The sequence below is a fragment of the Bifidobacterium callitrichos genome, from assembly GCF_008698085.1.
Taxonomy (GTDB): Bacteria; Actinomycetota; Actinomycetes; order Actinomycetales; family Bifidobacteriaceae; genus Bifidobacterium; species Bifidobacterium callitrichos.
Genome location: NZ_RZJP01000001.1, coordinates 159,890 through 172,940, shown reverse-complemented (window position 1 = coordinate 172,940; position 13,051 = coordinate 159,890). Strand labels below are relative to the sequence as shown.

Below are 13,051 nucleotides of genomic sequence, written 5' to 3'. Positions count from 1 at the left end.
CCTGCAATGGGGGAGCCGTGGATCGTCAGGGACATCCGGGATGTCGATGTCTGGTGACGCATGCTGACGCCTTAAGAGATCAGTTCGCGTCCTTGTTGGTGGTCTTGTACTCCTGGACGAACTTCTGGAACTCCTGTTCGTTGTCGGTGAACTTGGTCTCACCGGATTCGAGGTTGGTGGTCACGAAGTACAGCCAGTTGCCGTCCTCGGGGCTGATGGCGGCCTTGATCGCGTTGTCTCCCGGGTTGGAGATCGGCGTGGGCGGCAGCCCCTTGTTGACTCGCGTGTTGTACGGATTGGACTTGTCCGCGAGCTGCGCGTTGGTGAGCTTGTTCGCGGTGGTGCCAAGACCGTAGGCGACGGTCGTGTCCATGCCGAGCGGCATGTCCTTGGCGAGCCTGTTGAGGATCACTCGGGTGACCTTGCCGTAGTAGTCCTGCGAGTTGACCTCGGATTCGGCGATGGATGCGATGATGAGCAGACGTTCGCGTTCGTCGCCTGTCGGAGCGTCGAGCGAGTCGAGCTTCGCGATGCGCCTGTCGACCATCATCTTGAGGATGTCGGACGCGGACTTCTTGGACTTCACGTCATACTGCCCCGGTTCGAGCCATCCCTCGAACTTGCCCTTCGCCTCGGCGGGCAGGATGCCCGCTCCCCCCTCGTCGACGATGGACTGGAATTCGCTCTCGTCGATGCCGCTCAGTTGGGCCGCCGCCTTGATGACGTCGGAGACGCGATCACCCGACTTGACGTCAAGGAAGCCTGTGGCCTTCGTCTGGTCGGAAAGGATGGCCACGGCGTCGGCCGAACGCATATGCTTCTTGAGCTGGAACGTGCCCGGGTAGAGCGTCGCCGAGTTGGCGGAGACGGACGAGGCGAACGCCTCCGCTGACTTGACGACCTCGGCCTTGACCAGACGCTTGCCCACGGAGACGGAATCCTCGCCCTGCTCGATCGTGAACATGACCGAACCGGTGCCGGGACCCGGATAATCCTGCGAGACGCGGTCGTTGTAGTCGTTGACCGCGCGGATCGCGGCGATGCGACGATACCCGAAGAAGCAGCCGGCTGCGACCAGAGCGATGACGAGAGCCACGACGATGGCTACGATGACGTTCTTACGACGGTGGGTCTTGCGCCGCTTGCGCATCTCCTTGCGCGACTTCGGCGGACGTGGAGGCTCCGCTGCGGGAACCGCCGTATTGCCCGACACCCACTGTGTGTTCTCCTCGAAGAAATCGTTGAAGCTCTCGGCCATTACCTCTCCCCTAGTGCTCACTGCGATCCAACGCGGACTGCAATATCACGACCGCGGACTGCTGGTCGACTACAGGCCTGTGCTTCCTGCCTGCGATATTCGCGTCATGCAACTGACGATGCGCGCTGACCGTGGTCAGCCGTTCGTCCACCAATTCTATCTCAGGTACGGTTTCCAGTTCGATCTGTCCGTCCTCCATCAGCCGTTCGATGCGATTGACGAGGTTCGAAGCCCACCTGCGCGCCTTTTTTGCGCTCTTTCCTTCGGTGCCGTCCAGCAGCAACGGCAGCCCGACGATGACACGGTCGATGTGCTCGTCTTCGATGGTATCGATAACATCATCAAGCGCACGGAATGAGTCGCCGTACACCTGGATGTTGCCGATGGGATGTGCCAAGGTGAGCTCCGGGTCGGACAATGCCAGTCCGACCCGGGCGTCACCCAAATCAATGCCAAGCCAGGTCAAACGGCTCAGCCCTTCAGTGCCTCGCGTTCGAGGGCGGAGACCGCCTCGTCGAGCTTCGACGCGTCAGCGCCGCCGCCCTGGGCGAAGTCCGGCTTGCCGCCGCCACCGCCGCCGAGGACCTTGGATGCGCCGCGAACGAGGTCGCCGGCCTTGATGCCGAGCTTGCGCGCCGCCTCATTGGTGGCGACGGCGACCATCGGCTTGTCGTCGGCGCTGACGCCGGCCAGAGCCACGACCACCGGGGACTCCTCGCCGAGACGGGAGCGCACGTCGAGCACGGTCTTGCGAAGCGCGTCGAACGAGCCGAAGTGGCCGACGTTCTTCGCGGCGACCTTCACCGCAGCCGTGGAGGCCTCGGCGTTCTTGACGAGCTCCGGGATGGCGGCGGCTAGCTGACCCTCGTACATGGCGGCGAGCCTGCGGTCCGATTCCTTGAGCTTGGCGAGCAGCGCGTTGACACGCTCGGCCAACTCGTCCGGGCGGGCGTTGAGCTTGTCGCTCAGCTGGGAGACCAGCGCGTGCTCGCGGGCGTTGAACTCGTAGGCGCCGGCGCCCACCACGGCGTCGACGCGGCGCACGCCGGAGCCGATGGAGGATTCGGACATGATGTTGATCGCGCCGATCTTGCCGACGTGGTCGACGTGGGTGCCGCCGCACAGCTCGCGGCTCCAGCCGTCCTCGCCGATGGACACGACGCGCACGATGTCGCCGTACTTCTCGCCGAACAGGTGCATGGCGCCGAGCGCGATGGCGTCGTCGAACTTCATCTCCTTGGTGGTGACCGCGAGGTTGTCGCGCAGACGGTCGTTGACGCGCTCCTCGACGGCGCTCATGACCTGCTTGGTCGGGGCGCTGGACCACTGGAAGTCGAAGCGCAGACGGTTCGGGGCGTCCTCGGAGCCGCGCTGCGTGGCCTGCGGGCCGAGCTCCTCGCGCAGCGCCTTGTGCACCATGTGCGTGGCGGTGTGCGAGCGGGCGATGGCGCCGCGGCGGGCCAGATCGATGCTGGCGTTGACCTGCGTGCCGACGACCAGCGTGCCCTCGGTCAGACGGCACTGGTGGACGATGAGGTCCTTGATGGGCTTCTGCACGTCGTCGACCTCAAGCACGGCGCCGTCGTCGGACAGGATCTCGCCCTGATCGGCGAGCTGGCCGCCGGCCTCCGCGTAGAACGGGGTACGGTCGAGGATGACCTCGATGTTGGCCGGACCGGTGACGGCCGGCACGGAGCCCTTGCCCTCCTGCATGATGCCGAGCACGGTGGCGCGCGCGGACATGTCGGTGTAGCCGAGGAAGTCGATCGGCTTGGCGAGGGTCTTCTTGAAGTCGTCGTAGACGGACAGGTCCACGTTATGACGCTTCTTGAGCGCATCGGCGCGGGCGCGGTTCTTCTGCTCGGCCATCAGCTCGCGGAACTTGGCCTCGTCGACCTTCACGCCCTGATCGGCGGCCATCTCGAGGGTCAGCTCGATCGGGAAACCGTAGGTGTCGTGCAGCTTGAACGCGTCGTCGCCGGAGACGACGGCGTTCGCGCCGGACTCCTGCTTGGCCTTGTTCACGGCCACGTCGAGGATGTCGATGCCGGCGGACAGGGTGCGGCGGAACGCGTCCTCCTCGCCGTACGCGGACTCGGACACCTCGTGGAAGGTGTCGTTGAGCTCCGGGTAGCTGGGCTCCATCGCGGCCTTGGAGGTCGGGAAGAGGGTCGGCAGGACCGCATCCTCGACGCCGAGCACGCGCATGGCCTCGATGGTGCGGCGCAGCAGACGGCGCAGCACGTAGCCGCGGCCGTTGTTGGACGGACGCACGCCGTCGGACATGATCATCAGGGCGGAGCGCACGTGGTCGGCCACGACGCGGAACTTGACGTCCATCGCCTCGTCCTCGCCGTACTTGCGGCCCGAGAGCTTCTCCGCGGCCTCGATGACCGGGTAGACCTCGTCGGTCTCGTAGATGTTGCCCTTGCCCTGCATCAGGTAGGCGAGGCGCTCGAGGCCCGCACCGGTATCGATGTTCTTGTGCTCGAGCTCGCCGACGATGTGCAGGTCCGTCTTGGACTTGACGTTGTCGACCTCGTAGTTCTCGAAGACCAGATCCCAGATCTCGATGTAGCGGTTCTCGTCGGCGATCGGGCCGCCCTCCTTGCCGAAGGCCGGGCCGCGGTCGACGTAGATCTCGGAGCACGGGCCGCCGGGGCCGGGGCCGCCGGTGGTCCAGAAGTTGTCCTCCATGCCCATGATCTGGATGTGCTCGGGGTCGACACCCTCGTTCTTCCACATCGAGCGAGCTTCCTCGTCATCGGTGAAGGTGGTCATCCACAGCTTCTCCGGGTCGAAGCCGTAGCCGCCCTTATCCTGCGGGGTGGTCAGCAGCTCGTAGGCGTAGTGGATGGCCTCCTCCTTGAAGTAGTCGCCGAAGGAGAAGTTGCCGAGCATCTGGAAGAAGGTGCCGTGACGGGTGGTCTTGCCGACCTCGTCGATGTCGAGCGTGCGCACGCACTTCTGGTTGGAGGCCATACGGTGCTTCGGCGGGGTCTGCTCGCCCATCAGGTACGGGATGAACGGCACCATGCCGGCGATGGTGAACAGCGTGGTCGGGTTCGGCGAAATCAGCGACGCCGACGGGACGACCAGATGGTCGTGCGCGGCGAAGTAGTCGAGATAGCGCTTCGCGATTTCTGAGGTGCGCATAAGCGGTTGGAACTCCTTGTGTGTGTTTGCGGGCATGGTGAAGCCCTGGAAAGACTGTGATATGCGATTATCGATGGACGTCGGCGACCGGACGATCATTTCCCGGCCGATCCGTCACCGCGGTACATGGGGTCGGATCGGCCGGCTCCGTGCTCGTGCGTCCGACCCGCCCCCGTTTAGTGGACGGTCTTCGAATACCGCTCGTTGAGCTCATGCTCACGGGCCTTGCGCGCGGTATTAAATTCATCGAACAGGCCGGCCAGCGTCCTGACGGCGACATTGTCCTGATCGGGGCCGAGCAGGAACTGGCGTGCGGCGTCGGGGGTGTTGGCCTTGACGTATGCCTGGGCCTTGGAGACGGCGATCACGCCGAGACCGAAGCCGAGACCGACCCAGAAGATGCGCTTGAACATCACTTCTCCTCCTGCTTCGCCGCGGACTTGCCCTCGGCGAGGAAGGAAGCGGCGGTGGACTTCACGGCGTACACGGCCGATGCGATCTTGATCACCGGCTTGCCGAGGAACGAACCGTACAGGTCGGTCAGTGCGCCGACGTTGTTGGCGGTGGTCGACGCGGCCGCCGAGATCTTGTTGACGTCCTCGAGCGACTTGTTGACCTGCTTGACGGTGGTGACTCCCTCATCGAGCGCGGGGATGGCGTGGTCACCGGATTCCTTGACGGTTGCGGCGATCTGGTCGAACAGCTTGCCCAGACGGATCAGCGGATAGATCATGAACCCGGCGAGCACGGCGAACGCGATGGCGGCCACCAGTCCGGCGATCTCTCCAACTCCCATAAAGCCTCCTATGTCACAGTTACTCGCAATAGGGTATCACTTGCCGTACGACACGATGGTGATCGCCTCGGCAAACGGCTTGGACGTATCGAAGTCGATGTCGGTGACGGAGCCGTTCTTCGGTCTCTCGCTCAGATCGAGATCGCTGCCGCCGAAGCGGTGTCCGAGACTCAGGAGCGTGTTGCCGTGCGAGATCTGGAGGACGTCGTCGCCGTCCCTGAGATCCGGATTGGATGCGATGAGCGCGAACGCGCCCTCGACGCGGGTCCAGTATTCCTCGTCCGATTCCGCATCGTGGAACGGGTCGGCCTCCTTGAGGAAGTCTCGGGTGGCGGCGAGACCGAACTTCTCGACGATCTCGTTGTAGTTCCTCGCGCCGTGGGGGCCGCCGGCGGCGGTCCACGCCAGGGACATGTCCTGCCCCTCGAAGTAGCCGTAGCACTGCTCGCGGAAGTGCATGTCGGAGACGAGCTCGGGGCGGGCGTGGCCTGCGGCCTCGTTGATGTCGAGGATGCGGGCGGCGGTGATCTGGGCGCGAGAGGTGTCCGAGCAGTACGCGGCGGCGAAGTCGTAGCCGGACAGGCGGTGTCCGGCCTTGTCGGCGTCGGCGAGACCGGATTCGGTCAGCGGGGCGTTGCACCATCCCTGAAGACGGTTGTAGCGGTTGAACGTGGTCTGCCCGTGGCGGACCAGATGCAGGTGGAGAATCATGGGTCCACTCTACCGCCGTGGCAGCGGCCGCGCGAGTCCGCACTCACTTCCCTATAACGCGGGAACCCCGCGTCCCAGACGGGAGCGCGGGGTTCGGGCGGTATGTCCTTGACTGTAAATGGATACAGAAGTGGGCCCGGATCAGCGGGCGTAGAACTCGACCACGTACTGGATGTTGACCTGCACCGGGATCTGATCGACCTCCGGCTTGCGGGTCAGGGTGGCCTTGAGGGACGGCAGGTTCACATCGAGGTAGCCGGGGACCGCGGGCAGCACGTCACGGTGCACGCCCTCGGCGGCGATCTGGAACGGAACCATGGTCTGGCTCTTCGGCTTGACCTGGATGGTCTGGCCGGGCTTGACGCGGTAGGACGGACGGTTGACGATGTTGCCGTCCACGAGGATGTGGCGGTGGGTCACGAACTGACGGGCCTGGGCGGTGGTGCGGGCGAAGCCGGAACGCAGGACCAGGTTGTCGAGACGGACCTCGAGATCGGCCAGCATGGCGTTACCGGTCTGACCCGGAACGTGGGTGGCCTGCTCGTAGGCGCGGCGCAGCTGCTTCTCGGACACACCGTACTGGGCGCGCAGACGCTGCTTCTCGCGCAGACGCACGGCGTAATCGGACTCGGTGCGACGGCGGGTGCGGCCGTGCTCACCCGGGGCGTACGGGCGCTTCTCGAAGATGCGCTGGGCCTTCGGGGTCAGGGCAATGCCGAGGGCGCGGGAAAGGCGCACCTGACGGCGGGAACGCTGAACGTTCGTCATGATTATTCCTTTATCTTTCTGTCGTTATCTGAACGGAACGTGGCATGGCCTTGTTGGCCTTCCACGCTGAGTCGGGCCTCTCCAACGCTTCGTCGTGATCGCTCACGAGCGGCCTGTTTCCCTTGGGGAATTCCCAAGCGGCAAGCCGCCGACCCGTTGATGGGCTAAGACTCCAGATGTATCCGCCTTGCGGCAGACACAAACGACAAATATACACCTATGCCCGGGACAGCACCCCGGCATCCATTCGATATACCGTGTCGGCGTAGCTGACCGCGTCCGGATCGTGCGTGACCATGAGCACTCCCGCGCCGGTATCCGCCCGTTGGCGCAGCAATCGCATGACCATGGTGGTGCTGTCCATGTCGAGATCACCGGTCGGTTCGTCCGCGATGATGAGTCTCGGCGAGCCGATGAGCGCGCGGGCGATCGACACCCGCCGCATCTCCCCTCCGGACAGCTCTCGCGGATAGCATCCGGCGAGGTCCTCGACGCCGAGCTCGCGCAGCAGGCCGAGCGCCCGGTCCATGAGGTCCTCCCCCGGACCGTCCGGGAAGAACGTGGCGGGCAGGATCACGTTGTCGAGCACGGGCAGGTTGCCAAGCAGCGTCTGCTCCTGCGTGACGAATCCGATCGTGCGGTTGCGCATCCGGGACAGCTCGCGGTCCGTCATATCGGCTACGCGGCGCCCCTCCACCTCGACGAAGCCGCCGGAGGGGCGCACGAGACCGGCGATCATGTTGATCAGGGTGCTTTTGCCGTTGCCGGAGCGTCCGACGATGGCGATGAAGTCGCCGGACGCGAGGTCGAGATCCACATGACTCACCGCGTCGAACGGCTCTCCGCGCCGCACGAAGCTGCGCGTCAGATCCTCGATGTGCAGCAGGTGCGTGGCACCCGCATCGGGAACATGCCGGACCGTCATGTCGTCACTCACGTCAGCGCCCCTCCTTCAGGATGATGTCGGCATCGGCACGGGACACCCGCCCCATGACGACGAGTGAGGAGCACATGCCGACCGCCGTGGAGCAGACCAGGGCAAGTGCCGCCATAGCAAGCACCGCCAATGGGCCAGACTGCAGATACGGCAGCTGCAGCTGCCGTCCGATGAGCGAACTGAACGGCAGTATGCCGAGTGCGCTGGCGCCGACGCCGACCAGGCCGCCGAACAAACCTATGATCGCCGATTCCTTGAGAATGACCCTGTTGACCATGCCGCGGGTGGCGCCCATGATGCGCAGCGACGCGAACTCGCGTTTGCGTTCGTTCGCGCTGGAGGCGAACACGGCGATCAGCACGATGACGCCCATTACCCACAACGCCGCGACGAATATGGTCACATATCCGACCAGCGAGCCCAGCGCGGTCTTCGTGGCGGTCGTCACACCGCCCGGATAGACGTAGCCGAGACTCGCAAACCTCGAGTCGAGCTTGGCGATGTTACGCGCGACGGCCTTGGGCTCATAGCCGTCCCTCACCTTGATCAGCACCGAGGAGACGGCCTTGCCCGCGTAGTCGGCCGGCATGACGCGCCTGGAGACCGCGGCCGACGCCTCGACCATGTCAGGCACGGTCTCCTGCCGGATGAATACGGAGTTGTCGAGGCTGGTGCCGGTGTTCGCCAGCTGCGCGACGACCGGCCACCTGCGCCCGTACAGTTCGATGGTGCCGTCCGCAGAGACGTTGACGTTCCCTCCCGCGATCATCTCCCCCTCGCCGAGTTCGCCGTGGAACTGGGAGGACACCCACGGTCCGATGACGAAGTCGGTGGACGGGTCGTAGCCGATGATCTGGAGCTTCTCCTCGCAGCATGCGGCGGCGAGCGAGGCGATGTAGGTCTGCTCGGTGGCCTGTTCGATGCCGTCGGCCTGTTCGATGCCGTCCGCGATATCCTTCGTGAAGTAGAAGGTGCCGGGATCGCCATCGGTGAGCAGCGCCTCGGCCTGCGTCGAGGTGTTCTGAGGCACAACCATGAGATCAGCTCCGAGTCGGCGTTCCATGCTATCCATGCCGTTGCCGAGGTTCATGCCGAGCATGGATCCTCCGAAGAAGGCGGCCGCGAGCACGCCGACCACGGTGAGCAGGGCCGCCGTGCGCAACGGCCTGCGTCTGAGATTGGCAAGCGGAAGGTCGGTGAGCCTCACGTATTTCGCACCCGTGTCCTCAGGCACGCACGCGACACCGTCCGCGCTTTTGCTGCCCATTCGGTCAGTCGTCCCCGACATCAGCGCCTCGGAGCGCGCGAGTCGAACCAGACCGCGATGGAGGCGAAGACGATCTCGAGCACGCCGAGCACGATGAGCGTCGGCAGCATCACCATGCGGCAGTGCATCATCTGCCCCGGGCAGATGCCGATGAGAATCGTGGGAACGGCGAGCATCAGCAGCGCATCGATGATCACGGCGATGTTGAGACCGACGCGGATCCTCCTCTCGACGAACAGCGAAACGATACCGAGGGCAAGGATCGCAACACCGATGCCGGTGGCGGCCTGCTGCGAGTAGTGGCAGGCTCCGAACGTGTCATGCCCCTGGCATGCGTGGGCGAAGGTCTGCGGCGCGATGGCGGTCAGAGCTCCGAGGACGATGGGCGGCACGGACGCGATGAGCTTGTTCTTCATACTTCTCTTTCTGGGTTCTCTCGTACATGTGATGTATGCGACAAAACGCAATGTCCCGCATTATGTGGGGAAGCGAAAGAAAAAGCAAGCCTTGATTTTCGAGACGATATCTGCTAAAGGTGCTCGCTCAAGAGCCTGAACGCATTGGGCCACTCGCGACCTTGGGCAATGGAGTGGCCCAAGGTTGTCAGAGCTTCTCGATCGGCGCGTTCTTGAGCGACAGGCGCTTGACGCCATCGGAGCCGAAGTCGACGGTGATGACCGGCCTCGGGCCCGCGGCTTGGATGTCGATGATCTTGCCCATGCCGAAGCGGTCGTGGGTGATGCGGTCGCCGATCGAGAAATCGGCGACGTCAAGACCGTTGTCCCGCACGCCCTGCGAGGCCGTCGAGGCGGCTGACGCCTTCGGGGTGACGCGGCGGGTTGAGATCTTGCCGGAGCGTCCACTCGAGGAGGACGAGCCGGAGCGGGAGGACGATCCATACGACGAGGAACCATAGGCGGAGGATCCGCGTCGGCCCGAGCCTCGCGAGCCGTAGGACGAGGAACCGGAGCCGCCATAGGACGAACCGTAGGAGGATCCCCCATACGTGGAGCCGTACGAGGAGCCTCCGTACGAGGAGCCGCGCGAACCATAGGACGATGAGCCGTACGATCCCGATCCCCCGAAGGTCGGGCCGGAGGAGAAATCGTCGTCCCAGCCGCCGAACTCGTCATCGTCCCAGTTGGCGCGCATGCGCTCGACGTCGGATTCGCGGCGCTTCCAGTCGATGAGCTCGTCGGGGATCTCATCGAGGAACTGGCTGGGGAGCATCTCGGCGGCCTTGCCCCACTGGCTGCGCACGGCGGCGCGCGTGACGTAGAGGCGGCGCTTGGCGCGGGTGATGCCCACGTAGGCGAGACGACGCTCCTCGGACAGTTCGCTCGTGTCCTCGAGGGAGCGCGAATGCGGGAACGTGCCCTGCTCCATGCCGGTGAGGAACACCACCGGGTATTCGAGGCCCTTGGCGGTGTGCAGGGTCATGAGCGTGACCTTGCCGGAGTCCTCGCCCTCGCCGGGAAGCTGGTCGGAGTCCGCCACGAGCGCCGTGGTCTCGAGGAAGCCGGCCAACGTGGCGTCGGGGGTCTTCTGTTCGAACTCGGCCGCGGTGGACTGCAGCTGGGAGAGGTTCTCGATGCGCGATTCGTCCTGCGGGTCGGCGGACTTGCGCAGCTCGTCGAGCAGCCCGGACTTGTCGAGTACCTCGGCGACGACGTCGCTGGGATGCGCGTCATTGGCGCGCGCGAACGCGGACAGGCCGGCCATGAGATCGCGGAAGGCGTGCAGCTGGTTCAGCGTACGGGTGGGCATGCCCTCGATCTCGTCCATGTGCATGAGACCGTAGAAGAAGCTGCCGCCGTTGGCGCGCGCATAGTCGAGGATGATGCCTTCGGCGCGGGCGCCGAGTCCTCGCTTGGGCACGTTGAGGATGCGGCGCAGGTTCACGTCGTCATCCGGGTTGACGATGGCCTGCAGGTAGGCCATCGCGTCCTTGATCTCGCGACGCTCGTAGAATCTGGTGCCGCCGACCAGCTGGTATGGCATTCCGGCGTTGATGAGCGCCTCCTCCAGCGAGCGGGACTGCGCGTTGGCACGATACATGACCGCCATGTCCGAGTAGGCGATGGACTCCTCGCTGTGGAGCCTGGCGATCTCGCCGGCGACCCACTGGGCCTCCTGCTGGGCGTTGTCGGCCGCATAGCCGACGATCGGCTCCCCCTTGCCGATGGCGGTCCACAGCTTCTTGGGCTTGCGTCCCTCATTGTTCGAGATCACCGCATTGGCGGCGTCGAGGATGGTCTGCGTGGAACGGTAGTTCTGCTCGAGCATGATGGTCTTCGCATCCGGGAAGTCCTTTTCGAAGTCCTGGATGTTGCGGATGTCGGCGCCGCGGAACGCGTAGATCGACTGGTCGGAATCACCCACCACGGTGATCCACGCCGGATCCTGACCGTCGTGCGAGTCGACGCCGGCGAGCTCGCGCACGAGCACGTACTGCGCGTGGTTGGTGTCCTGATACTCGTCGACGAGGATGTATCGGAACTTGTGGCGGTAGTATTCGGCGGCCTGAGGATGATCGCGCAGCAGTTCGACGGTGCGCACGATGAGATCGTCGAAGTCCACGGCGTTGGCGAGGGCGAGGCGGTGCTCGTACTCGGCGTAGACGATCGCGTACAGCTCCTCGACGTTGTCGAAGCTGCTGATCCGGTAGCCGCGCTGGCCGGGCTTGAAGTCGGGCGCGTAGGCGGCCAGCTGCGTCGAGACGGAGATGAGCTGGTTCTTGTAGTCGGAGATGCGTCCGAGGATCGAGCGTGGCGTATAGCGCTTGACGTCGATGTTGAACTCGGTGGCGATGATCTTGACGAGGCGCTCGGAGTCGGCGGAGTCGTAGATCGAGAAGCCGCTCTTGAGCCCGATCTCCTTGCCGTCGCGCCTGAGGATCCTTACGCACGCCGAGTGGAAGGTCGACACCCACATGCGCTGGGCCACCGGGCCGATCAGCGTCTGGAGGCGCTCACGCATCTCGGCGGCGGCCTTGTTGGTGAACGTGATGGCGAGGATCTGGCTGGGCCATGCGCCGAACTGGCTCAGGATCCACGCGATGCGACGGGTCAGCACGCGGGTCTTGCCGGAGCCGGCGCCCGCGCCGATCAGCAGCGCCGGCCCACGATACTGCACCGCCTGGGACTGCTGCGGGTTGAGATCCCCCACGAGCTCCTCGGCGCTTCTTGCGATGACATCCGGATCCTGTTGCACGCTGCTCCCCTGTCGTGTGAACTGAACTGTGAACGTATTGGCGAACCGTTCTGCCGTGTAAATTTTCGGCCATATATGTCTACCACACGGCCTCGTCGGCCGGACGATGCGGGATGATTGCGTGAGGACGACGTGAGACGGATCGCGCGGCTCCCCGTGGCGGTCACCGACGCGACGTACACTGACAGTTCAACCATTCGTTACCCGCCATTCGTCAAAAAGGGGTTGTTTTGAAGGAACTTGAGGAACGCATCCGCAAGGAGGGCACGGTCAAGCCTGGCAATGTGTTGAAGGTGGACGCCTTTCTGAACCACCAGTGCGATGTGACGCTGTTCGATCACATGGGCGCGGCCTGGGCCGAGCACTTCGCCGGCAGGACCATCACGAAGATCCTCACCATCGAGGCCTCCGGCATCGGCATCGCATGCATCGCGGCGCGCCACTTCGACGGCGTTCCGGTGGTGTTCGCGAAGAAGGCGCAGTCGATCAACCTCGACGGCGAGCAGTACACCACCACCGTCTACTCCTTCACCAAGCAGAAGGAGTTCCCGGTGATCGTCGCGAAGAAGTACCTCAGCGCCGGCGACCATGTCCTGCTCATCGACGACTTCCTCGCCAACGGCAAGGCGCTGCACGGTCTCATCGATCTGTGCAAGGAGGCCGGAGCCGTGGTCGAGGGCATCGGCATCGCCGTGGAGAAGGGCTTCCAGGGCGGCGGCGACACGCTGCGCGCCGAGGGCTTTGACGTCGATTCGCTCGCCATCGTCGAGTCGATGGACGCCGAGACCGGCGAGATCACGTTCCGCGACTGACGCCCGCGAGGACGCATCCGCATGCATTCCAAGGCTCCCCGTCGGGGAGCCGTTTTCATGATGTTGTCGTATCCAATCAACATGTTGTTCGATTTGAAGATCGGTACTTCGACAACAATGAACAACATGTTGA

General features: G+C 64.4%; 12 protein-coding genes. 1 reads left to right on the top strand and 11 read right to left on the bottom strand.

What is annotated here, in order from left to right; translation table 11 throughout:
* Positions 1–79: 79 nt before the first annotated feature.
* From mltG to EMB92_RS00725, 11 genes are all read right to left on the bottom strand, one after another.
* On the bottom strand, positions 80–1,258 hold the full coding sequence (gene mltG, locus EMB92_RS00775; protein WP_150393451.1) for an endolytic transglycosylase MltG: 1,179 nt from the start codon (positions 1,256–1,258) through the stop codon (positions 80–82).
* 10 nt (positions 1,259–1,268) lie between these two features.
* Positions 1,269–1,724, bottom strand: a complete 456-nt coding sequence (gene ruvX, locus EMB92_RS00770) for a Holliday junction resolvase RuvX (RefSeq protein ID WP_150393450.1) — start codon at positions 1,722–1,724, stop codon at positions 1,269–1,271.
* A gap of 5 nt (positions 1,725–1,729) precedes the next feature.
* Complete coding sequence (gene alaS / locus EMB92_RS00765; protein ID WP_150393449.1) at positions 1,730–4,414, bottom strand: alanine--tRNA ligase; 2,685 nt, start codon at positions 4,412–4,414, stop codon at positions 1,730–1,732.
* 176 nt (positions 4,415–4,590) lie between these two features.
* Positions 4,591–4,827: a hypothetical protein gene (locus EMB92_RS00760; RefSeq protein ID WP_107044007.1), complete on the bottom strand. Its 237-nt coding sequence runs from the start codon at positions 4,825–4,827 to the stop codon at positions 4,591–4,593.
* Positions 4,827–5,210 carry a DUF948 domain-containing protein gene (locus tag EMB92_RS00755; RefSeq protein WP_150393448.1) on the bottom strand — a complete coding sequence of 128 codons (384 nt, stop codon included), beginning with the start codon at positions 5,208–5,210 and terminating at the stop codon, positions 4,827–4,829. Before EMB92_RS00755 ends, EMB92_RS00760 begins: the two co-directional genes overlap by 1 nt.
* A 36-nt stretch (positions 5,211–5,246) precedes the next feature.
* Complete coding sequence (locus tag EMB92_RS00750) at positions 5,247–5,921, bottom strand: histidine phosphatase family protein (RefSeq protein WP_107044005.1); 675 nt, start codon at positions 5,919–5,921, stop codon at positions 5,247–5,249.
* 141 nt (positions 5,922–6,062) lie between these two features.
* On the bottom strand, positions 6,063–6,689 hold the full coding sequence (rpsD, locus tag EMB92_RS00745) for a 30S ribosomal protein S4 (protein WP_043164149.1): 627 nt from the start codon (positions 6,687–6,689) through the stop codon (positions 6,063–6,065).
* 217 nt (positions 6,690–6,906) lie between these two features.
* Positions 6,907–7,614: an ABC transporter ATP-binding protein gene (locus tag EMB92_RS00740; RefSeq protein ID WP_150393893.1), complete on the bottom strand. Its 708-nt coding sequence runs from the start codon at positions 7,612–7,614 to the stop codon at positions 6,907–6,909.
* A 13-nt stretch (positions 7,615–7,627) separates the two neighbouring features.
* Positions 7,628–8,893 carry an ABC transporter permease gene (locus EMB92_RS00735; RefSeq protein WP_150393447.1) on the bottom strand — a complete coding sequence of 422 codons (1,266 nt, stop codon included), beginning with the start codon at positions 8,891–8,893 and terminating at the stop codon, positions 7,628–7,630.
* 20 nt (positions 8,894–8,913) lie between these two features.
* Positions 8,914–9,309 (bottom strand): DUF4418 family protein, encoded by a 396-nt coding sequence (locus EMB92_RS00730; protein ID WP_150393446.1) that lies wholly within the window; start codon positions 9,307–9,309, stop codon positions 8,914–8,916.
* A gap of 187 nt (positions 9,310–9,496) precedes the next feature.
* Positions 9,497–12,106, bottom strand: coding sequence for an ATP-dependent helicase (locus EMB92_RS00725; protein ID WP_150393445.1), 2,610 nt, complete (start codon positions 12,104–12,106; stop codon positions 9,497–9,499).
* A 230-nt stretch (positions 12,107–12,336) separates the two neighbouring features.
* On the opposite strand from EMB92_RS00725, the gene EMB92_RS00720 reads away from it, so the two are divergent.
* Positions 12,337–12,918: a xanthine phosphoribosyltransferase gene (locus EMB92_RS00720; protein WP_150393444.1), complete on the top strand. Its 582-nt coding sequence runs from the start codon at positions 12,337–12,339 to the stop codon at positions 12,916–12,918.
* Positions 12,919–13,051 lie beyond the last annotated feature (133 nt).